Source organism: Klebsiella sp. HMSC09D12 (assembly GCF_001808475.1).
Taxonomy (GTDB): Bacteria; Pseudomonadota; Gammaproteobacteria; order Enterobacterales; family Enterobacteriaceae; genus Klebsiella; species Klebsiella oxytoca.
Window position 1 is genome coordinate 208,771 of the sequence record NZ_KV793511.1, and the last position, 21,998, is coordinate 230,768.

Here is a 21,998-nt window from a genome sequence, read left to right on the forward strand (position 1 = left end):
GTGCCTTGATGAAATGGCACCTACCTACTGATATTTTTAAAATTATTTTTTTGTACTAGTAGTACTAGAATTTTATTAGATTAGGTTCTGGGGTTTTAGATAGCGACTTTCAGTCGTAGTAGTTTTCCGTCAGGAAAACTTAGTTTTTCTGCAAGCTTCACCCCCCTAACCCCCCGTAAAAAAATACTATTGTAATATTTTTTTTAGGTTCGCAGGTTGGCGATTCTCACCGTAGCTATTGAGTTCCAGCACGTTTCCATTACTGGGACACCCCATCGGACTCCTACGGATACATCATGATCATTTAAAGCATTTTCTCGTTTTACTAAAGAAAATTATACTACCGCTTTATAGATTTTAGATGAACGCTTCAAGTTGGTGGCTACCGACTTCCCCCCGTTTATATGCCACCTACAATAACCTAAGAACAAAACAGTTTTTAACACATGATGTCCAAAGATTCTTAGACCTGATACACAGGTTTAACGTTATTGCTTTTGAAGACTAAAATGTTTTTGGAAATGGTATTTGAAAGGCTTGTAAAAAGTTGAGATTTAGATTTGACAAATATGAAAAGATTATTTAATACTTTATTATATTTGTAATCACGTTATTCCTCTAACTGATTACAAGGCTTCAAAAGTCGGCAAAACTTTTTTAGTCCTTAAAAAGTCAACTTTGAAAGTTGGCTTTTTTTGTATCTTTATTTTATTTACAACACAACATTTTACTTGTCAAATAAAACAACCTAACTTTATTAAAAATAAAAAAGACCAGACAAACTTAAATATATTTCGTCAAAAAACACATTTAACATATGATCTCATGGATTTTTATTTGATTTTTACTATTTAATCAGCAATAACTAAAATGGTTATGATACAAAAGGTGATAACAAAAATGGTGTTTACAAGACTCTGCACAAAAATGCAACAAGCTCTATATGTAATCATGCAACATATACAATCAAAATCATTAACCTAAATCATCTAATATTCCCCACGTTACTTGACTCTCTTTCCTTATGGTTTATTTTTCACCCTTTGCTTTTTCACTCTTATTTTAAGTCCGAACCTACACCATCCATTTTTTTAAAAAAACTGTCGTTATAAGTCTGTTTTAGTGCATTTGGCTTTTCCCGCCTTACGGCGGGAGGGAAATTAACTCTTTTGCCCTTACGGGCGCTCTCTAAAACCATAATCATTAAGATTCGTGTAATACCTCAGCCGTTCATCCGAATCTAGCCCCGTTAATTTCACAGACATTAAAACTAGCGTTATTATTTAACTATAGAAAAGCTTTATACATTGTCGTTATTTTTAGCTCCTTTAGGAGATATAAAAATAAAGCAATGCCCACCTATACACTGCTACGCAGTGTGTGGGGTCTACCGACGGTTGCCTGCCGCAGGCTAACACCGTTTCCTTCGGAAACAAGGTCAACGTCAACACCAGAGTTTTTCTTGCGAAAAACTAAAACCAGCATAGTCGCATTGGAGATTTATATTTTGGTTTGTTATTTAAAATTATATTGAGGTTCTTTTTATTGTATGGCTATTTTTCATCTTGATTTTAAAATTGTGAAACGTTCAGAAGGCAGGTCTTCCGTTGCGAAGGCTGCCTATCATGCTCGTACACGTATAACAGATGAAAGAACAGGTGATACGTATGATTACAGTCGCCGTACTGATTTATATGGGCATTTCATATTAGCTCCAGCTAACGCACCAGAACACATCGTAAAAGACTCTACAGCATTGTGGAATGAAGTTGAAAGAGTTGAGCGCCAGAACAATGGTCAAACATCCCGTTATTTCGATGTTGCTATTCCTGCCGAGTTAAACAATGACGACAAGAAAAGACTTGTCCTTGAGTATTGTCAGAAAAATTTCGTTGATAAAGGCATGATTGCTGACATCGCTTTCCATGATCTTGATAGTGATAACCCTCATGCTCACGTTATGTTAACCTTAAAAACCATAGGCCCGGAAGGTTTTGGCAAAAAGGAAAGAAGCTGGAACGACAGAAAAATGTCTATTTTTTGGCGTGAATCATGGGCATCTATGGCTAACAGCTTCCTCGCTGCTGCTGGTTCATCAGAACGTATCGATCATCGTTCTCTCCAAGTCCAGCACGAGGAAGCGTTAGAAAAAGCAGCAGTAGCTTTAGACAATGAAGAACAAGCGCTATGGCTTGCCAAGGCCGCTGAAACAAATCGCCCTGCGATGAAACGTATCCACAGTGCCAAATGGCGTAGTAAGGCTGCTCAGGAGCAAAGAGCCGCAGAACAGGCTGTTCGTGATGTAGCGAAGCAGGAAGCAGTTGAAGTCTACAAAACATTCAGTGAACTTGACCTTGAAATCGTCGTTGATGTCAGAAGCTTTACGATTACACATCTTGCTGAACCAGAAGAAATTGTTTTACCTGAAACGCGATCCAGCTCTTCTACAAATGACGAACAAAGACCTTTACTGGTAGCACCAGCTCCTCATACTCGTATGCGTGGCGTTAAATCCTATCGTGATAAATCCAAAGTCAGTAAGGTTGTTGCTTGTATTCCGCCATCAATCAGTATTTCTGATTCTGGTACAAATACTATTCTGAAAACATCCACCTCTCAAAACCCAAACAGGGCATCCAGAAGCGCCCCTGAACGTGTTAAGAGGAAACAGACTACTCCACTTCAGGATAATATTTTTAAACGCTTCACAACTCTTGTCATAGATTTTTTCAAGCAGAAGTTTGTATGGGCTAAAGCAAACAAATCCCAAAATGATCTTATCAGTGAAGAACATGATAAACGTATTGCTGAAAACTATGTCTTTGATGAGGTATTAGGCCGTCATATCTCTCGCACTGAATATGAGAAAAAATCCAAGTTTAACCAAGATGATTATAAACCAACACCGGATGAGATCAACCGTTTCCCAAGTCGTCAGAATAGCGAGCACAACAATGCCAATAGGGACATGGTTCTCAATCCGTCGATACATGAAAACAAAAAAAACAATTCACCACAACTGAGACCATCCAGTTATCGTGTTAATAAATAATTTTATTACACATTAATCGTAATCCGTAATAAATCGATGACAATCCAGTATGATTTACCCGTAACTTCTCAATCAGTTAGTTATTAATTTTACATTTACATGTTTTATATTCAACATCCAAAATAGCAGAAACACTTTTAGATGTATACCCTAATGGTTTTAACTTTGAATATAACGATCTTAATTTCCTGATATCTTTAACCTTTCTCATTTTCCTGATTGATTTTATTGCCTCCTTTTTATCAACACCAGCTACTAACTGATTAGCTTGTTTTATATACTCTGCATGATTCTTATCACCTTGCTGCTTTAATGTATTTATTAATCCTCTAATTTTAAAATACAACGTAAGGACATCCATAACACTTTCTTTTTCAATCACTTTTTTCTTCAAATTAAAAAGACACACCCTTATATTATCTTTTCTTTTTTGTGTTGGTCTAAGCTCTTTGATTACTTTTACACCATGTACAATTTTAGACTGACCATTCCTCAAAACCCTTGATTTCTTCCTATTTAATCTAACCCCACTTTTGAGCGCCATTGACAATATCACTAATTTTATTTTTGAAATATCATCATTATTAACTTCAGATTCGAAACTAATAGTTATGTCATCGACATATCTCGTGTAAATTCCACCTAATTTTCTAACTTCCTCACTGAGGAGAGCCTCTTCTTCTAAAAATATTAAGTTGGCAATGTCAGTACTTAACTTAGTCCCTTGAACAAGTGAGCCTTCAAGTGTTGACAGATTCGCTATTAATAACGAAACTTCAGGAGAGAAGTTCATGTAATATTGAAAAGCTTTAGCTATCAGATCTTCTTTTATAGAAGGAAAGAAATCCTTCATATCTTCTTGAATGATAATTGACTTATTAAGATGGGATTTACAATCATCAATATAGCTGACTCCTTTCCTACCTCCAGTAATATACTCTGGGAGTGATATCTTAGAAAAAATACGCTGTTTAATAAGCTCATGTACCTTTAATAATTCACCAACCACTTTATACGTCGTTCTTTTTTTACCTTTTCTTATTACCGGCACCGTTTTGAAATATTTTCTTTTGTTTTTTAAAAGATAAGTGAGCCTCTCTTCATTTGTTTCCAGCATTTTGAATAGTGACTCTAAATTAGCAAGTGGTTTATTTGAATAATTCCAATTTTTATGCATTAACTAATGTATCCATTATAGTTTTTTTGAGCATATTATTGATGTCAGAAAACTCATCATTTGTCTCTTCACTTTCAGAAAGAAGGATGATTATATTTAGAGGGATATGTAGCGCTAATGATATTCTTTCTAACGCTGTAATAGTAGGATCTCTTTGATTGTTCTCTATACGAGATAGATAAGATTTCGTTAAATCCGTTCTATCTGAAAGTTCTTGTAAGGTGAGCTTACGTGCTTCACGGCATAGTTTAATGGTTGAACCAATATCTAACATAGTGCACCTCAGATAATGGGATTGACATGGCTGGCTGCTCGTTCAAAAAATGAAGATGGATACATAACAAATCCCCTTAGTAGGTAGATATCAATGAAAATCAGAATCACCGCTCAGAAGTTTAATTAAAGCAAAGATCTTCGCGATATAAGAAAGATAATCTAAGGCTGTGTGGCCTTTAGAATTCTCCTCGATTCTCTTTTCAAGGGTCAGAATCGCATCATCCAGTTTTTTCAAAGAGCTATTGTCTACAGTGTGTTTGCTCTTTTCACGCACTTGGCGCAAAGTGTCTAAAACATCTTTCATAAAAACCTCTCATTTTAACAACACGATGCAACTTGCATCCCCGCCAAAATGTCTTGTGGATCGTGTTGCACACCGTAGACAAAGCCAGCCAACACCCATCCAACACAACTGATTGGATACCCCGCCATTTCAGCATTAAACAATGCCGTATCGTAGATAGACGATTGCAATATACATTTCGCATTAAGTTACGATCACAATGAAGAGGGACATGGGCCACGTCTCGTATTGGAGAAATGGTTGACTGAAAGTTTCACTCAGTCCTTTACCGATCCTAGAGGTTTTTAAAGAGCAAAGACAAACGAGTTCGTTCGTCCATGATTTGATAATAGATAGTTGTTGCCTGACAGGCAACATGTTTTATATGTTTTTTTGGAATATAAAATACTTTGTTATGCAAAAAAACCACACTTAGTTCAACAGATATGGTTTCTTTGCATTTACGGTAAGGGTTTTACATCTTTCGCCTAAACACAACATTATCAGAGAAAATTGCCTTACCTGCGACAAACCCAACAGCCGCAATTATTGGTAGGCTGATAGTAGCTCCCGCCATTCCTGTAGACATTCCGATCAGTATAGACAGGCCGAAGGTCAATAATATAACCACGAAAGCATACCAGCCGGGGTAGGTTCCATACAGAACCGTCGCCATGCAGCCGGTGCAGACATGGACACCCCTTTGGCTTTCTTTCAGGCAAAATGGACACTTGATGGTATTGTTTTCCATGATAGCCCCTTAGATCGCTTTCCAGCCATTGCTGGTTTTAACAAGATTAATCATGCCGTCTTCAGGTTCATTCATACCCTTGACGCTGGAGAACGCTTTTTTGTCCGCCCATGAAGGAACATCCGCCAATTTCCATGTATAAGACACGCGAACAACTTTCTGATTACCGTTTCCCGGTTCGGTCCATTCCTTTATCTCAGCAACAGCACGATGACCAACACAGGCACCTTTCTCACGGTCCCAAAACTCAACGTCTTGGCCTTTATCTGTTACTTCCAGAACATCAACACTACTAAAGCCATTTACCTGTTGTGAAACAGTGAGCAGCCCTTGTTCAGCAAGTCCTTTAAGGATTTCATCACTGGCACTGTATCCGGCAGAACGGTAGCCACGGTTAACCTTAATTGGAAAACCTTTGTTGAATACAATGTCGTTGTCCTGCAGGGAGTAGCACAGCTTTGATTGTGATATTTTCACGTTGATCGCTTTCTCAAAATCGCCTTTTTCACCGCATCCCGCCAGAACAAGAGCTGCAGAGGCAGCGAGTAAAATCTTCTTCATCTTCCTATCCATCCTGATAATCAAAAATGCTGTTATGTAGAGGTAGTCTGCAGCGCCTCTTTTGTCGTTAAGGCTTGTTCTTACTGGCATAACGCAACAGAACCACCTGATTAACCAATTGATAGGATTCAATTATTTTTGTTGGCCGTCATATCGTTTGTAACGATCAAAATCAAAACAACGATAGTTATAATCTATCATATTTTGTTATTCGATCGATTAAATCAATTAAATCACCGATCGATAAATCGCCTTTAATCGTTATAATCTATCAATAAAGCCATATCGATCTTTAATACCGATCATTTTCTTGCTAGAGGAATCGTTAATGAGTAAAGTAAACCAGAGGACCACCAGACAGTTTACGAGCTGATTCAAGTGGATAGAGCGTTGAACCATGAGACAAGCGGTTAATGTCGATTTATGGCCTTTAGATAGCTTTGATTAATGCAACATCAGGGAAAACAACTACGAAGGATGCCGTTAGCTGATTAGATAAAAAGACTCACAGGCCTTTGATAAGCGGCTTTCTTCACCACTAATTAACACGACCTATTTAAATGGGTAGCAGCAGTGCAATGCTTCCCCGGCTTTTTCACGCCTATCTTTACGTTTACTGTTTATATGGAGTTAACATGAAAAAACTGTTTATCGCTGCGTTGGTGATCCTGCCTCTTACCGCTTGCACCACCTATGGCAACAAATCCCTTAAAGACGAATCCCAACAAAGCGTAAAAGCCAAAATCGTTAAAGGGAAAACTACCCAGCAGGATGTTATTAACGCATTCGGGGAACCGCAGACACGAGCTACTAATGATGGTCAGGAAATGTGGTCCTACTCCAGCATGTCAGGCGAAAGCCAGATCTCGAACTACATCCCCGGTCTGGCCCTGCTGAAAAACAGCAACACAGCCCATATGAATTCTCTTGAGATCTGGTTCAAGGGGAATGTTGTTGAGCGATATAATTTCAGCCAGACAGCGAGTAAAGTTTCGCGTGGGTTGTTGGATTAGTTATCAATATAAACATCATGCGCGAAATAACCCTGACAGATAATTTTTTTAAGAGTTCTGTCAGGGAATTAACAATGCTAAACTATTCATGGTCTGACAAATCGACCATCCCATTAGAAAAAAGTCTTCGCTCAAAGAGATCATTTAACTCATCCATAAAATCACCCTCAGATAATACAAATTTAATTATATCATCATTCAATTTAAGAGAATCAATCTTTTCATATTCAAAGCCGGTGAAGAAAAAATACTCAGTTATATTTTTTAAATTATCATGAGTTATTTTAAAATTGGCATATTCAAGCCCAACTTCCTTTGACTCATTTACATCGCCATGATTATATCCGGTACTTAAAAAAGTATAAAAATACATATGTTCCATGCCATTATAAAAATTCAAAAAATAATCTTTAAGGTTTAATCTTTTTTTATTATCCTTCAACATCCCAACATACATATGCTCTTTAGTTACTCCTTTTGAATATAACTTATATTCTGGAATCCACTGGTGAGCATTTTTCAATCCTTGATCAGAAGGCAATGCCCAGAACTCAGCATAGACGTGATGCAAGCTTCTCAATATATTCATTGGGTTATATATTCCAATCTGACACGTCTGCAATACAGAATCATGATATATCTCATCTAGAGCATGTAAAATGCCTTTTTGCCATATTTTATTATCAATCAAACATCCTTTTATTTCATTTCTAACAACCTCAAATGAAGATTTATTTTTACTAACCACATTTCTTACATATCTAGTTTTATTTTCTCCACTATCTCCTTTCAACTCATTAATTATCATATCATCAGTTAACAACTCATTATTTTTTAATTTTCCATACTTTATAACCTTTTCTATATTCCAACCTTCATCACCTAATATAGTATGGTTAAACTTAGATGGATAACCAATAGCCAAATAATCAAAATAAACATAAGGCTTACAATCATCGACTGCAAAACCATGTAATATATTACGATGTTCATCATCAGATAGAGTATCCTGAACGTTTATCAGATCTTTATGTTCATTATACAGTTCTTTATCTTTTCTTAGTATATGGATATATTCCTCAACTTCCATCTCTTGGACTGATACATAAATCATATAATCAAAACCATTTGTTACACTTTGATTTTTATTTGAAAGCAGCACAATAACATAATCATCTATCTCTTTTTCAACAAATGCATTCTCGAATGATTTTATACCAGTCTCTCTATTCTTGGAGGAAGTGTAATAACACACTTTGCATCGATTACTTAGTCTTCTATTATTATTTATCTTGATCGGTTCGATTTTTCTTAAGCATATCGGATTATTTTCTGCATCTATCTCTAGAAGATAACCTTCAACATTAAAACTCACATCGTTGACAAATCTAGAAAATGGAACTCGCAATTCTTTCCATTCTGTTGATACAATATAAACAATAACCTCATCATCTTTTAAACTTTTTACCTCTTTTATACCTTCGAAATACTTTATAACTTCATGTAATGCCTCTCGCGATGCAGCATTGCTTCTTTTTAATTCAATTAATACAAAACGATTTAAATTATCTTTAGCCAATAAGTCAACAAAACCCTTAGTCCCTTTACGGTTCTTCAAATACGTTTCCGTACTAATAAGAGATAAATCATTTTCAAATAAATTTAATTTTTCTGCTAATTTATCCCTAATAATATCTTCAACTCGATTCATTTTATCCTCACATCGATACAATAACTCAGGAGAATGCACAATAAAATAAATAAAAACAATATGTTATAGAGTTTCACACAACACAACAGCGATCTTAAGCCTATCAACAGCCTGAGAGAACGTTTCATAGAGATCGCCCTCCATCTCATGACCGAACTCACCGTTCCTGAACATTACCACATAGCCATTGGTCAGATCTCGCATAGAGGCAAAGTTTATCGGCTCAATAGCTATTCTGATATCAGAATGTAAATATTCAGCTACTGGATATCCCATATCAGTGTGAAGCACGATACCGCCAGATGTTTCCAGTTCAGATAAGAAGATATCTTCGGCTTTGGCCTCATGCAGTTCCTGCAGACTAAGCGCACTCATCAGTGTGGACTCATCTGGAGCTTTGGCTTTTACCCTGCCACAATGATAATAATCATCCAGAACACTAACGGGGCGTGTTAGGATGGTTTTGGTTTACGGCATCAGTGCTCTTACTGTTTCTTCGCTGAGTTGGCTAAGTTCAGAAATCAATTTCCTATATACATTAACCATTCTTTCCTTGTCGCAATCATCCGCTGATTCAGACAGAAAAAATGAATCGTAATCTTTAACATCGATGTTATTGTCGTTTTCAAGGGTAAGCTTTATTCCGTGTTCATTCTCTTCAACATCTTTAACTATGCAGGTCAAAAATGGTATGTTTTCATTGGCGTTAAAGAGCGTAATGATTTTAATATTATTCATTGTTTTATTGTCCTTTTTGTTTCATTTTTAATACCATGTTTATTTTAGGAAAATCAAATTTAACTTAGGCTGTATAAATAACATTTCATACGATATTTATATATTTAGCATTCTCGCTCATCTTATTTACTTAATCACGAAACATCATCTTTGTAAATATCTTTAAATATTATCCCAATCTAATGGTTCTTCTGGTGGTAAAAGAGATGCTGCCTCAACAGTGCTACATCTTCCCATGCTTTTACTCATCATCGCTCCTTGGTGCTTTTTAGCCTGTAATCTTGCGATTAACAAATCTATATCTTCTTGGCTATTTACGTCTTCTATGACTGCCTCAATAGTTATACCTTCTTCTTTAATATTTTTATTTCTTCGTTCAGTACTGGCAACGCTTTCGGGTTGTTCTTCCATTACTTCTTTCTTTTTTATAATCTCTGAAACAAAGCGAGCACGATCCCCATTAAACACAATAGCAGGGTTTATAAAATACCAGTTTTTTTCATTGGTTTTAGCAATAATACGTTTTTCAATGAGTTCTTTTATGCCTCTGTAAAAAATAGATTCAGACAGGATGAAGTGATCTATCTTTTCTGCAAGCGACATCGCTTTTTTACAACTTAGGTAGAAGTGATCTTTTCCTATCGCATCCTGATAGATACGGAGAAATATGAAAAAGACTTTGTACGCTGTTTTCGTTAAATCAAAATACGCTTTTATCTGGGAGGTGTAGAGCTTAATGAACTCTTCTTTGTCTACCTCTTGTGTATGTACTATATTGGCAAAATAGGTTTTGCTGGTATCCTTCCTTTCAATAAGTTCTGTCCCCCTTGAAACAGTCAGATTTCTTTTTCTTGTTTCAATCTTTATCTCTGTTTCAAAGCAAAAAGGATTCAAGCCTAAATCTAAATCAACTTCTATTTCATTCATCACGACATTACCTCTTATTGTTTTATTTCTAATTAAATACCATGCACAAAATAGATATCAAGTTTTTTTGCATATTTTTCTGCGAAAATATTTTAAAAAACGCAAGCATTCCAGTGACTATATTTTAAAGCACTGTCATTTTTAATCTATAAAATGACATAGAAACTGACTGCAAAGTCAGGAAAGCTCACCGTACAGTCAGGAATACTGACTATAGAGTCAGGAACACTGACCGTACAGTCAGTCGCAAATTTTCGTCATAAGCCTTATACCGCAAGGGCTACAGGTCGATTTTTCATGAATTTAATTTTGCAAGAAGTAAGAGATAATACTTAAGAGGATTAAAAGAAACCGGGCGATTTTTATGATCGCCGTATGGGGTTTCAACGTTAAAGTGATTAGCCATTTCCGAGTACGATTTTTATTTTTTATTGCAAAGTTTTCCTTTTTACTTCATTAAAATCCTTATTTGAAAATCACCACCATCTATGAGCTGAAGCTCATGTGCTGACGCACGGCTACGCCCTAACTCAGAAATATGTATTTTTATCTTGATGAGGTGTCTTATTAATATTGATAGAAAAAAGAGGAAAGATCTTTTCCAGATCATTTCATCACAAAAAACAAAATTGATCCTATATTTGAACATAGCATTACCGCAATAACGTATAGCATTTTCCCTTAAACGAATAGGAAAATTATATTTTCAGTAGCAGCACTTAGTGATTGTTCAAGACAATCACATTGCTGGAACAGGGTTCATCCCTGTTAATGATGGATTTATCCAAAAAAATCGCGTCGTAGACGCATATAAAGTTGAAGTAAAATCAATCAAACATTCCCAATAACAGCAGCGCTTAGTGATTGTTTAAAACAATCACTTCGCTGAAATATAAAACCCAGAAAAATGATAGCAACTTATAAAACAGGTTCATTGTAGAAAAGAAACCAATGCAATAAAAAGTAAAACTGTACCCCTAAAATACCTCTACATAGTTGTTCTCAGCTTCGCTAATTGAATAATGAAGAAGAAAAATGTTTTCAGGCCAGCTATAGCTTAAAACCAAGTACCGACATCCGGGAGTTAAAGTCCCGAATCCCGGTACTTAAGTTGATAAGTATTCTCAAATAAAAATGATAAAGTGTTATTTATATATACTCTGTAGCACTACAAGTTCCATAAGTAAAAACATAAAGTGTTAGTTATTTTTAAAAATATAAACTTTAAGTATTGACTTGCACACAAAATATAGTATTTACTTAAATGTATAACTAAAAAAACAAAGGAGTAAATACCATGATAGAAAATAAGATACAAACTGAAGTAAAGAAATCAAGAAGAGGTCTCCCACGTCATCTTAAAAACCCATTTCTTAATGATACGAGTCTACATACAAAAACTGGCGTCAGACGTATTACAACAGGAAAAGATCGATTAGCATTAGTGAATGAAAATACGGGAGAGCAAGTTGGTAATGGCGGTTTTTTTCAGGCTATGGAGGTAGATAAGACACAGTTCGTGAAACTTTATGTTGACGGAGTATCTGCTATTGAAGGACTGTCTTCATCGGGTAAAAAAGTTTTCAAGATCCTTTATCTTGCTATCAGAGATAATAAGGATACTGACACTATCTTGATGTCATACGATATTGTTGATCAAGATGTCGTAAAAATATCCAGAACAACATATTTCAAAGGCATGAAAGAACTTGCTGACAAGAAGTTTATCGCAGAGACCATGATACAGAACTATTACTTTATTAACCCGGACTATATGTTTAATGGTGATCGCTTGACCTTTATGAAGACATACTATTTAAAAGATAAAACCACAAAAATAAAATAAATAATGAAAGCCACATAAAGTCAATGCTAGATGAGGTTGTAAGGTGATTTAGTGTTGTTGTATGCCCTGCCTTTTGGATAACTGATAGCAAATATTAATGTGGTTTATCTCCACAGTTTGATCCTATCAACGTTATATAGACACGGTCCTAAGCGAAGTAATTGTTCAGGACTGAGGTCACTACAGGCACTGTGTCTACGCCAGCGATTGTTATCACCCACGAGGTAACTAAACACTGTCGCTCGCATCATATCCCAGCTCGTAAAGCGTAAACCGTGGATACATTCCGCCTTCAACGAGTATAAGAAGTTTTCCGCACAGTCATTATGGTAGCAGCAACCTCTGTCCACGTAGATTACGCCATTTCAGCAGTGCACGATAATCCGCAGAGCTGTACTGTCCACCACGGTCCGCTTTTCCGGGCGCTTACGTCGCCACAGTGCCATTTACAGAGCATCACACGCCAGTCGTGTCGTCATTCACGACAACATCAACTAGCCTATAACCACCCGCGAACTCAGGTCGATGAGCACCGCCAGCCTCCATCGGGATTCACTCCTTTGCCGCCTTCCTGTAACTCGAAAGATGTAAGGTATAGATACTTAGATTAAACTATGAAAAGATATAAACTATTCGTATTTAAATGTTGTTTTTTACAAGTCTGCCATTGATTCGACATGAAACAGTGGTGATATGAGTAACTTCAAGCAGGTGGACTATGTCAAATTACTGTTACTATGCAGATGATGCCCTTGAGCTAGTCGAAAAATCTGAATTAAAGAAAATTATAGATGAATATGCTGAGCATAATACAAAGCAAACATTTGTCCTTCGCAGACCACTGTCTAAAGATGATTCACATTATGACTATAACAATGCAATCGTCATCTTCTCTGCTGGCATCAAACCTTGCTTCATAAATCTAGATGACGATGAAGAAAACTTTGAAGAATATATCGACGAATTTTTGGAAGATGTAGCCTATTTATCTGAAAAATTTAAATATCGAGAAAAAATAGGTAGAAAGAAGAAATGGCAAGATCTTTTCATATCTGTGAATGAAAATGATTTTTCTTTCGATGATTTAACCCTTGATACAAAAGAGTCTCGGATTGTTGATTTAATCATATCACTTATTGTTGGTAGCATTAATGATATGTCTCGCATTGATCTAAATGCAAATAACATCCTTGACTCAGTTAAGTCAAAAATAATACTTTTCGATACAGATCAAACTAGTTTTGTATTTAAATCCGGCATAGGAAAAAAATTCGTAATACAAGGGCTTGCAGGCTCTGGTAAAACAGAACTATTATTGCACAAACTCAAAGAAGTTTACTCAAAGAATAGCGAAGCAAGAATTGCTTTTACTTGTTTCAATAAAATACTTGCTTCGTCAATGAAAAGCAGAATCCCCGATTTTTTTGACTTCATGAGGGTAGAAAGACAAATAGATTGGAATAATAAATTATTTTGTTTTCACTCTTGGGGTAGTAGTAGAGATCCATTTTCAGGAATGTATCGTTATATATGCCACTATTACAACCTCGCTTTCGGGACATATTCATCAGGCACTTTTGAAGGGCTTTGCAAAAGAGCAATTGAAGAAATTAAAAAATCAAACTGGGAAAAGAAAAAAGCATTTGATTATATTTTTGTGGATGAAAGCCAAGATTTCCCACAGAGCTTTATTGAATTATGTGAATTGGTTACAGAAAAGAAAGTATTTGTCGCTGGGGATGTTTTCCAAAATATTTTCATGCCTATCGCCGAGAATGTTAACCGCGCAGATATGGTACTCAAAAAATGTTATAGGACAGACCCAAAAAACTTAATGTTCTCGCATGCATTAGGAATGGGACTATACGAAACACCAGTTCTTCGTTGGTTAAAAAATCCAGAGTGGGATTCTTGCGGTTACACATATCAAGAAAAGAATGATCGTGTGCTATTATCAAGAGATCCACTTAGGAGATTTGAAGATATTCCTGTAGATTATGAAAGCACCTCGCTTCACTTAATTGACAGTGGGAATAATATTTCTGATAAAATAATAGACTTAATTCATAATATTAAGCGCAGACATCCCACACTTCAGCAAGGAGATATTGCGGTAATATTCCTTGATAGAGGAGGATATATTTATGACGAAATTGATAGGCTTGTGCCTAAAATTGAGTCCACTTTCGGTTGGGAGACAAACGTATCTTTTGAGAGCAAAGCTCGGGATGCAAATAAGTTCTTCATATCTAATATAAATAATGCAAAAGGTTTAGAATTTCCATTTGTCATCTGCTTCGCAAAGGCATTAACTCGTAACTCATCATTTAGAAATGCCCTATATACTATGATGGCTCGCTCATTTATTGAAAGTCATTTAATTTTGAATGAATCCGCTGATTCGCCAGTAATTAATAGTATTACACAAGGGTTAGATTACCTTATAAAAAATAATAAAATGGATGTTAGAAAGCCTTCTCAAGAAGAAATCGAAAAACAAAATGATTTTATAGTCCTTGATGAAGCAGTATCTGTAGAAGGCTTAGTCAAGAGTTTTTGTAAGAGCCGGGGTGCCACACCAAGACATATTGCAAAACTTATTGGTAGAGTTAAAAGCATGTTGAGCGAAGATGAGGATTATGACGCAGAATATATTAATGGTCTTATAGAATTAGAGTACCCAAGGACTAAAAAGCTATGACAACTTTTTACTATAAAGATGTACCCAATTATCTTATAAATAGTTTTGTAGCCGTAAGAGATTCATTTAGTAATCTAGAAAATTTATTATGTGTAGTAAATATCATAAATCATTGTCAAGTTCATCGGGAGAGCAATGGACTGGATTTTGATATTGCCATTTTGACCTCTGGTATAAACCGTATTTTAGTAAAAAAAAATGACGGTTTTTTTACTATGAGTTTTCCATTTCAACTTATAGATTATGGATATAATTTATCCGCACATCTTGATGATTATGGTATTACAATTGATGCTGCGTTCATTTCTTATATGAAGAATGCTCTTGAAACAGCCACATCAAATGTTTACTGTCATGATGATATTGCTTTATCATTGAATAATAGTTTTGGCTTGGAGGGATTGGATTGCACTATATATGCCGACATTTTTTCACATCTATTATTAAAAGATCATGGTTATTTTAGATTTGACGATGATCCTGTCAATGAAAATGCAAGGATACACCCACGGTACCATTTTGATTTTTTTTGTACAAATTCTTCAAGCGTCAAGCTTGGTCATCCTAATTTAATAAATTCGGACTTCTTTTTTGACTTGTTTGATGTAAATAAAGATCGTCCATATTTAACTTAACTTTTTTCTAAAACTGAAAGAGCTGGATTTCACATGGCTAGTATCTTGAATCCAGCTCTCCATACGACGTATAGCAAAGAAGGAGCGTAATTACTATGCTATATATTCTTGCCTTCCATAATAGCAATGATGGTGCGTTCTTTTTTAGTTTCAAAGCTCACACAGTTTTACTTCACTCACCTAACTATCGATAAAAATCACAATAGACAATAAAGATTATCTTTTTTATGTATGTGTATCAAAAAAACTCAAATAGTCATTCCTGTAGATCTTCTGGAGAAACCCGGTTACACGCCATTTTCTCAAGCAACTTTTGTAATCTCTTAGCCCTCAAATTCTGAGCCTTTTTCTCACCAATCTCCTGATAGTATTCTTCCCGGCGCTCCGCAACAACTTTGCGGAACTTATTCAAAAACCGTTCCAGTGTTTTCATATCTGTTGCCGCAGCTTCGGCTTGGATTTTTTTATACATATACAACACATGAAATTCATCAATCATTTTTAGCTCCTGTTTTTATTTACTGTTTTTTAGTTAGCCCCTCGCGGGGCAACTTTTAGAACTCATTTCCTGAATCGTTCTGAATGGCACACCAACACAACAGCAATCTGCTCGAAGTTAACTTCATTAATACTCCCACTATCACCTTCTTGGGTTGTAAATCTCTCAAAGTTATTCTGAATATGGTCAATGATGTTCATAATAAATGGACTCATGAAATCAGGATCATCAAGATAGTCATTAGCGTCTCCATCTCCATTCACTTCCTGAAAAAGCTTCCAGCTTGCCTCCAATGATCTTATAGCAAGATCAAGGAACAGCTGTGTAGACTTATTTGTTACTACAGTTTCTTTAGGCATAATTAATCCTCATTTTTACATGTTTGTTTGATTTTTTATATTCATTCCCGGAATGGGGATAAACAGACAACTATTTTTTATAAACCAGATTAATAATCACTGATCCGTACTTTAAATCCATTTCACTTACCAGTTCGTTATTAACATAACTGTTCAACGTATCTGTCAGGTTTTCATCATCCATTACTTCCTCGGCTGAATACCCGCATAGCGCAATGAACGTACTGACGCTTGCTTGGATGGTGCAGAGTATTTCAGGTGTTTGCTCACATAGCAGACTTACTGATATTGCAATATTATCATTCATTTAAATGTTCCTTTATTGAGTTGATTATTAGCCCCTTGCGGGGCCATATACTGATCACATGACCATTAGTTTGAGTTAAAAATAACGTTGTGCATATGCCTCAGATTCACTTTGACCTCATCGAATAAAACATCTCTGAGAGAGCCTGAGCTTTTACACTCCTTAAGAAACTTATTAAATCCTTCCTTACTGTTTTCTATTACCTTGTCAAAAACATCATCCATATATATTCTGTCTTCAACCATTTTAACAAATCTATCGCCCATGTATTCCTGCATATTACTGATATAAAGCTCATAGCAATAAAATGACTTCACAAGGAATAATCTGGTTGATTCATTGTAGACTTTGATTTCGTGGACTTCTGTTATCGCTTTACTCATTTTTATTTCCTTCTTTATTTTTAAGTGAACGCCCCCCTACAGAAATCTGTATGATTTTGGTAAGGGATATTATTTACAACAGTTTTATTTTCTTATGTTTACATAAAACCTCCTTAGATCATTACATGGATGATATTTGTTAAACTGCTTGTTTTCGTGATGCCTGAATAGCCCGTTCAATCCACGCATCTACCTCACTTTCAATAAAGGCGATTGCTCTTACACCTGTTTTTATCTGTGCGGGAAAGCAACCTGTTTTAATAAGCTCATATATCCATGTTTTCCCGAATCCAGTTCTATTCATTACCTCAGGTAAACGAATAAGCTTGGGATGTTTATCTGTTTTGATTTGAACCATATTTATCTCCTGTTTTTTTTACGTAATATCTTGGATATTTCGTTTTTTAGTATGTTGTTCGATGGAGATAATTCTAGGATTTTGGCTGGTTATAAACTAGGGACGTTCGCTAACCGTGAGTTTCGCGGAAATTTTTGGCGGGATACTCTTTATAGGGACGTTCGCAGATTGTGAACATCCCTTGTGTTTACTTTTTGTTTTTATCCATAACTTTATCGTTAAATGTAATAATTTCAGAGATCTTCCAATCCTTTAACATATTGTTTTTAATATAGAAATCATTTAAAACCTTAAAGTACTCATCCTTATCGAGATAACTTTTCGCGTAATCATAATCAGTATCTTTGATGTTATCACGGCTGCGAACCCCACCAGTACCATGTAGAATGTCAGCTAAGATGTTGAAAGGTATGTTCTTACCTTCGTTATAGAGCTGTTCCCATGAGATTAAATCCATCAAAGGGATGACTTTGTAATCAAGTATCCTTTCAAAGGTCTTATGACCAAACCGAAACCTTCGTTTAGGTGGCTTAGGCGTTTTTAGGTGCTTTTGCCATAGAGCAATCAGTACTTTCAGATGTTCTGCAAGATCGTCACTGCTGGCTTCTTCCAAGTCAATTTCAATCAGCATCTTGTTAGCCGGGTTCATCCCTCCCTGTTTCAGATACTCAGAGATGTAGTCCGAACTCACTGCAACAGGGTCTGTTTGCTCTGAAGTCTCCAGCCGATACATAGCCCGCCCATAGTTGAACAATGCGCCTCTGGTCATCGGCCTGACAGCATAGCTATGTGACAGTCTGTGATTGTCTGAAATCCAGTCCGATGTAAGTATCACATCACCGCATCGGATTTTGGCATCATGGTATATCGCTTGCATTTGATTACTTTTGCCTGCTGTTTCCCATTGTTGCCTCGTTTTGTAAGCAAGCATCCGTCTTTCAAGCTCAGCATAGATTTGTTCTAGGGTGAGGTCTTTCAGGCCATCATATCGGCGTACATCAAACCAAGATAACGCAGTCCTGATTTCTTCCATTTCCTTTTGTGTAGTCATTGTTCTACCAATTGCTTTTATGTTTCATAAAAGTTAACCCATTCAACATGATAGAGAAAGTGAAAAAGAGGGGCGGGTTTTCAAAATGGTGGGAGAGCAGAGAAGTGTTCTTGGATGTAAGAGCGTTCATCTTGACTAAACATTATTTCTTTAATAAAAAATAAATAATTGTTTTATATCAATTAATTTAATAAAAATAACGACAACATTATGTTGATAATTATAATCAAACAAGGTTCGTATAGTTAGATGGTTATGGCAACAACAAATTGATTTTAATTGACATTTTATTGATAAGAAAGCAATAATGATGGTAAATATGTTGGTAAAAATATATTTAATTTAAACAAAGCCAGTAATAACAGGAGATACAGATGAAGTTCGAGTCCAGTCAGAGGAGCCAAATTCTAAAAAGCCTGCTTTCAAGCAGGCTTTTTGCTTTTCTGGCAATAACCCCGTCTTACTTCACCCTTTTGCTGCGCAATTTACCCTCTGCGTGCCAGCGCAGGGCGTCAACCACCAGCGTAAACGCCGTCGGAAGATGATTCCGGCCAGAATAATAAAGATAGTACCCCGGGAAAACCGGGCACCAATCGGCCAGCAGCGGCACCAGTTGTCGGTTAGCGATATATTTTGCCGCCAGGTCGTGAGGAACATAGGCAATCCCTGCCCCGTCCAAAGCGGCCTGAATCATCAAAAAGGTATTATTAAAAACGGTTTGCCCTTCGACGCGAACGCTGGTTTTTTGGCTGCCCTTTGCAAACTCCCAGGCGTAAAGCGCGCCGTGGGTGGGCAAACGCAAATTGATGCAGTTGTGTGCCATCAGATCTTCAGGCCTTGCCACCGCCGCTTTGCCGGAAAGATAGCCGGGCGCGGCAACCACCGCCATCTGCACATCGGGCGTAATGCGCACCGCAATCATATCTTTGTCCACCTGATCGCCCATCCGCACGCCGGCATCGAAGCGCCCGGCGGCAATATCGGTCAGCTCATAGCCAACGCTGAACTCAATATGGATATCCGGATATCGATTTAATAATGGATGCAGGCGGGGCCACAGCACGGTGACAATGGCATGATCGTTGGCGGTGATGCGTACCGTGCCGGCGGGTTTATCCCGTGAAGCGCGCAGCGAAGCCAGTTCATTTTCTATTTCATTCAGCCGCGGCGCCAGTACGGCCAGCAGGCGATTTCCGGCATCGGTGGGCGACACGCTACGCGTGGTGCGGATTAACAACCGCACCCCCAGACGCTCTTCCAGACCCAGCAGCGTATGGCTCAATGCCGAGCGGGAAACCCCCAGCATTGCAGCCGCCCGGGTAAAACTTCGCTCCTGAGCTACGGTGACAAAGGCCTGCAGATCGTTGAGTTTTTCTTTGCTCATCATTGGTGAATTTTTTGCACCAGTGTATTCATATTTGACCATCTTATCATTTAATCAAACCTTCTCTACACTTTGTTCTGCCAGTCCAGATGGGCTGCTTAAACGCCCGAAACTGAAATGTGGAGACACCATGAACGAACAATTTGACGGTAACGGCATTTTTCCCAAAGGGGAGAAAAATGAGGCCTATGCGCAGTATTTTCAGGGCACCAGCTACCTGAATATGCTCTCCACGGAAGGGGTCAATATCGGTAACGTGGTCTTTGAGCCCGGCTGCCGTAACCACTGGCATATTCACCATAAAGGCGGGCAGATCCTGTTGGTGACGGGCGGACGCGGCTGGTATCAGGAGTGGAATCAACCGGCGCGAGAACTAACCGCGGGCGATATTGTGAATATTCCCGCAGGCGTCAAGCATTGGCACGGCGCGGCCGCCGACAGCTGGTTTGCCCATATTGCCGTTGCCGTCCCTGCCGAAGGCGCATCTAACGAATGGCTGGAGCCGGTGACCGACGAAGCCTACCGCCAACTGCCTTAAGCAACGAAACTGTAGAGTTTGCCTATTCATGACTAAACTCTGCTGGTTCGCTCGGGTAAATTTCCTCCGCTAATTAAATAAAGCCTCAGCGCTATTCCAGGTTGGCGGCGCTACCACCGGCGTGGTAAGCGCGGCCAATAACAGCAGCAGTGGGATGTGCGCAAAGCTGGCGGCCTATCGTCACAACCCGGTAAGCCTAAGTTGGCGATGTGAATCGACAGATGATAGCGAATCCGCAGATTTGCGAGATTGAGCCCATGGTGAAATTGCCGGTTTTCGTAAGCCGGTTAAGTCGCCACCCGGCAGATGTGTGGCCTGAATAGCTCAAACAGGTTTGTCATCTCTGCTCAACAGCAGGCTGTTTTATCTGCAGTAACGCCTGGTTATTCTCGGTCCCGCTTATCGTCAGCAGCGCGCTTTGCAACGAGGCACTGAACATTGCCCCGTGCGACAGGCCGGGATAAGGCCACCAGTTGACCGCAACGCCATTTTTCCTGAGCCGGGAAACCGTCTGCTGAACTTTACTGCGCGTATCCACTGCCCCGGCGGAAGAACCGCGCTGCGTCGCAACCGCGCCCTCCATCAGGAATAAGGCGTTCCGATTAAACGCCTCGCCTTTTGCTCCGGCCATTCTGTCTAACAGCGCGGCTTGGCCTCTTCCCAGAGAAGGACTGGCAGAGAAATAGAGCTGAAAGCGGGATGACGTCAGCCAGGCATCAATAACAAATAATCCACCGTAGGAGTGCCCCCAGATAGCCCGTCGCTGAGGGTTGATAGCGATCCCACGCTCAACTTTTTCCATAATGGTATCCTCTAAGAGGCGGCGAAACGCCCCGCTACCGCCGCTTTTCCGCCGATCCCAGCGGTTATCGGCGGGATCCTCTTCGACTTTCGGCCGATAGTCATAGGCTCGGGCAGTTTGATCGAAGGGCAAATTCGTTTGATAGCCAATGGCCACAATGACGGGCGGCGCTTTTTGCGTCAGCTTTTCGAGCAGCGTGTCGGACAACCGGTCCATCACCGCGTTGCCGTCCAGGGCGTACACAACCGGATACCCCTGCGCGGGCGGCGCCGTATTCGGTATCGCCGTCCAGACCTTATAATGTCGTTCACCATCGGAGGAATCGAAGGTCGTGACGTTGAAATGATAATACGCAGAACCGCGATCGGCGATATTCGGCCCCAGCGGGCTCATATCGGGTTTGGCGTAAGCGTTAAGTGCATACAAGGTGGTAACCAGCGCGGCGATAAAAATCCGCCCTTTCGGCGGATAAGCGAAACAAGAGTTGCGAAGCGACATCGGTTAATTTTTCCGGCACATTATCGTTATTGATAATGATTGCTAATATCAATCTCAATTGCAAGCTACGCGATTAGCCTCGCAGGCGCAGCGTTGTGCCTGCCCGGGATAGCCAGTCATCACATCATCGGGCACCCGGACAGTTTTG

23 protein-coding genes and 1 pseudogene are annotated in these 21,998 nt (G+C 38.4%); 6 read left to right on the plus strand and 18 right to left on the minus strand.

What is annotated here, in order from left to right; all coding sequences use genetic code 11:
* The first annotated feature begins 1,549 nt into the window (after positions 1 to 1,549).
* Entirely contained in the window at positions 1,550 to 3,052 is a 1,503-nt protein-coding gene (gene mobQ, locus HMPREF3178_RS27955) for a MobQ family relaxase (RefSeq protein ID WP_070585641.1), read from the plus strand.
* A gap of 76 nt (positions 3,053 to 3,128) precedes the next feature.
* On the opposite strand, the gene HMPREF3178_RS27960 is transcribed toward mobQ, so the two are convergent.
* The 5 genes from HMPREF3178_RS27960 to HMPREF3178_RS27975 all read right to left on the minus strand — a co-directional run bounded on the left by HMPREF3178_RS27960 (position 3,129) and on the right by HMPREF3178_RS27975 (position 6,100).
* Positions 3,129 to 4,229 (minus strand): reverse transcriptase family protein, encoded by a 1,101-nt coding sequence (locus tag HMPREF3178_RS27960; RefSeq protein WP_070585643.1) that lies wholly within the window; start codon positions 4,227 to 4,229, stop codon positions 3,129 to 3,131.
* The gene (locus HMPREF3178_RS30600; RefSeq protein ID WP_000884144.1) at positions 4,222 to 4,503 is read right to left on the minus strand and encodes a helix-turn-helix domain-containing protein; all 282 of its coding nucleotides are present in this window, start codon (positions 4,501 to 4,503) and stop codon (positions 4,222 to 4,224) included. The genes HMPREF3178_RS27960 and HMPREF3178_RS30600 overlap by 8 nt, the downstream gene beginning before the upstream one ends.
* Before the next feature lie 90 nt (positions 4,504 to 4,593).
* Positions 4,594 to 4,809 (minus strand): hypothetical protein, encoded by a 216-nt coding sequence (locus HMPREF3178_RS27965; protein ID WP_000655891.1) that lies wholly within the window; start codon positions 4,807 to 4,809, stop codon positions 4,594 to 4,596.
* Between the two features lie 454 nt (positions 4,810 to 5,263).
* A complete protein-coding gene (locus HMPREF3178_RS27970) occupies positions 5,264 to 5,539 on the minus strand; it encodes a hypothetical protein (protein WP_001515492.1) in 276 nt (91 codons plus the stop codon).
* 9 nt (positions 5,540 to 5,548) lie between these two features.
* Entirely contained in the window at positions 5,549 to 6,100 is a 552-nt protein-coding gene (locus HMPREF3178_RS27975) for a lipoprotein (RefSeq protein ID WP_070585661.1), read from the minus strand.
* Positions 6,101 to 6,735: 635 nt separating this feature from the next.
* On the opposite strand from HMPREF3178_RS27975, the gene HMPREF3178_RS27980 reads away from it, so the two are divergent.
* Positions 6,736 to 7,113 carry a hypothetical protein gene (locus HMPREF3178_RS27980; protein ID WP_004864346.1) on the plus strand — a complete coding sequence of 126 codons (378 nt, stop codon included), beginning with the start codon at positions 6,736 to 6,738 and terminating at the stop codon, positions 7,111 to 7,113.
* An 82-nt stretch (positions 7,114 to 7,195) separates the two neighbouring features.
* Here HMPREF3178_RS27980 and HMPREF3178_RS27985 read toward each other — a convergent pair whose 3' ends face one another.
* The 4 genes from HMPREF3178_RS27985 to HMPREF3178_RS28000 form a co-directional block, all read right to left on the minus strand.
* Positions 7,196 to 8,824, minus strand: coding sequence for an endonuclease NucS domain-containing protein (locus HMPREF3178_RS27985; RefSeq protein WP_004864347.1), 1,629 nt, complete (start codon positions 8,822 to 8,824; stop codon positions 7,196 to 7,198).
* A gap of 63 nt (positions 8,825 to 8,887) precedes the next feature.
* Positions 8,888 to 9,199, minus strand: a complete 312-nt coding sequence (locus tag HMPREF3178_RS27990; RefSeq protein WP_004864349.1) for a hypothetical protein — start codon at positions 9,197 to 9,199, stop codon at positions 8,888 to 8,890.
* A gap of 93 nt (positions 9,200 to 9,292) precedes the next feature.
* Positions 9,293 to 9,562: a hypothetical protein gene (locus HMPREF3178_RS27995; protein WP_049100094.1), complete on the minus strand. Its 270-nt coding sequence runs from the start codon at positions 9,560 to 9,562 to the stop codon at positions 9,293 to 9,295.
* Positions 9,563 to 9,724: 162 nt separating this feature from the next.
* The gene (locus HMPREF3178_RS28000) at positions 9,725 to 10,489 is read right to left on the minus strand and encodes a hypothetical protein (protein WP_070585644.1); all 765 of its coding nucleotides are present in this window, start codon (positions 10,487 to 10,489) and stop codon (positions 9,725 to 9,727) included.
* Between the two features lie 1,297 nt (positions 10,490 to 11,786).
* Between HMPREF3178_RS28000 and HMPREF3178_RS28010 the strand changes: the two genes are divergently transcribed.
* Positions 11,787 to 12,335: a replication/maintenance protein RepL gene (locus HMPREF3178_RS28010; RefSeq protein ID WP_004864357.1), complete on the plus strand. Its 549-nt coding sequence runs from the start codon at positions 11,787 to 11,789 to the stop codon at positions 12,333 to 12,335.
* Positions 12,336 to 12,439: 104 nt separating this feature from the next.
* Here HMPREF3178_RS28010 and HMPREF3178_RS31985 read toward each other — a convergent pair.
* Positions 12,440 to 12,895: pseudogene (locus tag HMPREF3178_RS31985) on the minus strand (DDE-type integrase/transposase/recombinase); the annotation flags it as partial.
* 158 nt (positions 12,896 to 13,053) lie between these two features.
* On the opposite strand from HMPREF3178_RS31985, the gene HMPREF3178_RS28015 reads away from it, so the two are divergent.
* Both HMPREF3178_RS28015 and HMPREF3178_RS30615 read left to right on the plus strand, forming a co-directional pair.
* The gene (locus tag HMPREF3178_RS28015) at positions 13,054 to 15,036 is read left to right on the plus strand and encodes a DEAD/DEAH box helicase (RefSeq protein WP_004864359.1); all 1,983 of its coding nucleotides are present in this window, start codon (positions 13,054 to 13,056) and stop codon (positions 15,034 to 15,036) included.
* Positions 15,033 to 15,671 (plus strand): hypothetical protein, encoded by a 639-nt coding sequence (locus tag HMPREF3178_RS30615; protein ID WP_004864361.1) that lies wholly within the window; start codon positions 15,033 to 15,035, stop codon positions 15,669 to 15,671. Before HMPREF3178_RS28015 ends, HMPREF3178_RS30615 begins: the two co-directional genes overlap by 4 nt.
* A 256-nt stretch (positions 15,672 to 15,927) precedes the next feature.
* Here the strand turns inward: HMPREF3178_RS30615 and HMPREF3178_RS28020 are convergent, their stop codons facing one another.
* From HMPREF3178_RS28020 to HMPREF3178_RS28050, 7 genes are all read right to left on the minus strand, one after another.
* Positions 15,928 to 16,170: an H-NS family histone-like protein gene (locus tag HMPREF3178_RS28020; protein WP_004864362.1), complete on the minus strand. Its 243-nt coding sequence runs from the start codon at positions 16,168 to 16,170 to the stop codon at positions 15,928 to 15,930.
* Positions 16,171 to 16,232: 62 nt separating this feature from the next.
* Positions 16,233 to 16,529: a hypothetical protein gene (locus tag HMPREF3178_RS28025; protein WP_004864365.1), complete on the minus strand. Its 297-nt coding sequence runs from the start codon at positions 16,527 to 16,529 to the stop codon at positions 16,233 to 16,235.
* Between the two features lie 70 nt (positions 16,530 to 16,599).
* A complete protein-coding gene (locus HMPREF3178_RS28030; RefSeq protein ID WP_049100099.1) occupies positions 16,600 to 16,836 on the minus strand; it encodes a hypothetical protein in 237 nt (78 codons plus the stop codon).
* Positions 16,837 to 16,901: 65 nt separating this feature from the next.
* Entirely contained in the window at positions 16,902 to 17,219 is a 318-nt protein-coding gene (locus HMPREF3178_RS28035; protein ID WP_000030115.1) for a hypothetical protein, read from the minus strand.
* Between the two features lie 139 nt (positions 17,220 to 17,358).
* The gene (locus HMPREF3178_RS28040; RefSeq protein ID WP_032737122.1) at positions 17,359 to 17,577 is read right to left on the minus strand and encodes a helix-turn-helix transcriptional regulator; all 219 of its coding nucleotides are present in this window, start codon (positions 17,575 to 17,577) and stop codon (positions 17,359 to 17,361) included.
* A 187-nt stretch (positions 17,578 to 17,764) separates the two neighbouring features.
* Positions 17,765 to 18,628 carry a DUF6387 family protein gene (locus tag HMPREF3178_RS28045; RefSeq protein WP_004864372.1) on the minus strand — a complete coding sequence of 288 codons (864 nt, stop codon included), beginning with the start codon at positions 18,626 to 18,628 and terminating at the stop codon, positions 17,765 to 17,767.
* A 460-nt stretch (positions 18,629 to 19,088) separates the two neighbouring features.
* The gene (locus tag HMPREF3178_RS28050) at positions 19,089 to 20,015 is read right to left on the minus strand and encodes a LysR family transcriptional regulator (RefSeq protein WP_017145611.1); all 927 of its coding nucleotides are present in this window, start codon (positions 20,013 to 20,015) and stop codon (positions 19,089 to 19,091) included.
* A 127-nt stretch (positions 20,016 to 20,142) separates the two neighbouring features.
* Between HMPREF3178_RS28050 and HMPREF3178_RS28055 the strand changes: the two genes are divergently transcribed.
* Positions 20,143 to 20,550, plus strand: coding sequence for a cupin domain-containing protein (locus HMPREF3178_RS28055; RefSeq protein WP_017145610.1), 408 nt, complete (start codon positions 20,143 to 20,145; stop codon positions 20,548 to 20,550).
* 337 nt (positions 20,551 to 20,887) lie between these two features.
* Here HMPREF3178_RS28055 and HMPREF3178_RS28060 read toward each other — a convergent pair whose 3' ends face one another.
* Positions 20,888 to 21,850, minus strand: a complete 963-nt coding sequence (locus HMPREF3178_RS28060; RefSeq protein ID WP_004113863.1) for an alpha/beta hydrolase — start codon at positions 21,848 to 21,850, stop codon at positions 20,888 to 20,890.
* Positions 21,851 to 21,998 lie beyond the last annotated feature (148 nt).

Coding starts and splice junctions, on each gene's coding strand:
- mobQ (WP_070585641.1), top strand. CDS start 1,550: ATGGCTATTTTTCATCTTGATTTTAAAATTGTGAAACGTTCAGAAGGC.
- HMPREF3178_RS27960 (WP_070585643.1), bottom strand. CDS start 4,229: ATGCATAAAAATTGGAATTATTCAAATAAACCACTTGCTAATTTAGAG.
- HMPREF3178_RS30600 (WP_000884144.1), bottom strand. CDS start 4,503: ATGTTAGATATTGGTTCAACCATTAAACTATGCCGTGAAGCACGTAAG.
- HMPREF3178_RS27965 (WP_000655891.1), bottom strand. CDS start 4,809: ATGAAAGATGTTTTAGACACTTTGCGCCAAGTGCGTGAAAAGAGCAAA.
- HMPREF3178_RS27970 (WP_001515492.1), bottom strand. CDS start 5,539: ATGGAAAACAATACCATCAAGTGTCCATTTTGCCTGAAAGAAAGCCAA.
- HMPREF3178_RS27975 (WP_070585661.1), bottom strand. CDS start 6,100: ATGAAGAAGATTTTACTCGCTGCCTCTGCAGCTCTTGTTCTGGCGGGA.
- HMPREF3178_RS27980 (WP_004864346.1), top strand. CDS start 6,736: ATGAAAAAACTGTTTATCGCTGCGTTGGTGATCCTGCCTCTTACCGCT.
- HMPREF3178_RS27985 (WP_004864347.1), bottom strand. CDS start 8,824: ATGAATCGAGTTGAAGATATTATTAGGGATAAATTAGCAGAAAAATTA.
- HMPREF3178_RS27990 (WP_004864349.1), bottom strand. CDS start 9,199: ATGAGTGCGCTTAGTCTGCAGGAACTGCATGAGGCCAAAGCCGAAGAT.
- HMPREF3178_RS27995 (WP_049100094.1), bottom strand. CDS start 9,562: ATGAATAATATTAAAATCATTACGCTCTTTAACGCCAATGAAAACATA.
- HMPREF3178_RS28000 (WP_070585644.1), bottom strand. CDS start 10,489: ATGAATGAAATAGAAGTTGATTTAGATTTAGGCTTGAATCCTTTTTGC.
- HMPREF3178_RS28010 (WP_004864357.1), top strand. CDS start 11,787: ATGATAGAAAATAAGATACAAACTGAAGTAAAGAAATCAAGAAGAGGT.
- HMPREF3178_RS28015 (WP_004864359.1), top strand. CDS start 13,054: ATGTCAAATTACTGTTACTATGCAGATGATGCCCTTGAGCTAGTCGAA.
- HMPREF3178_RS30615 (WP_004864361.1), top strand. CDS start 15,033: ATGACAACTTTTTACTATAAAGATGTACCCAATTATCTTATAAATAGT.
- HMPREF3178_RS28020 (WP_004864362.1), bottom strand. CDS start 16,170: ATGATTGATGAATTTCATGTGTTGTATATGTATAAAAAAATCCAAGCC.
- HMPREF3178_RS28025 (WP_004864365.1), bottom strand. CDS start 16,529: ATGCCTAAAGAAACTGTAGTAACAAATAAGTCTACACAGCTGTTCCTT.
- HMPREF3178_RS28030 (WP_049100099.1), bottom strand. CDS start 16,836: ATGAATGATAATATTGCAATATCAGTAAGTCTGCTATGTGAGCAAACA.
- HMPREF3178_RS28035 (WP_000030115.1), bottom strand. CDS start 17,219: ATGAGTAAAGCGATAACAGAAGTCCACGAAATCAAAGTCTACAATGAA.
- HMPREF3178_RS28040 (WP_032737122.1), bottom strand. CDS start 17,577: ATGGTTCAAATCAAAACAGATAAACATCCCAAGCTTATTCGTTTACCT.
- HMPREF3178_RS28045 (WP_004864372.1), bottom strand. CDS start 18,628: ATGACTACACAAAAGGAAATGGAAGAAATCAGGACTGCGTTATCTTGG.
- HMPREF3178_RS28050 (WP_017145611.1), bottom strand. CDS start 20,015: ATGATGAGCAAAGAAAAACTCAACGATCTGCAGGCCTTTGTCACCGTA.
- HMPREF3178_RS28055 (WP_017145610.1), top strand. CDS start 20,143: ATGAACGAACAATTTGACGGTAACGGCATTTTTCCCAAAGGGGAGAAA.
- HMPREF3178_RS28060 (WP_004113863.1), bottom strand. CDS start 21,850: ATGTCGCTTCGCAACTCTTGTTTCGCTTATCCGCCGAAAGGGCGGATT.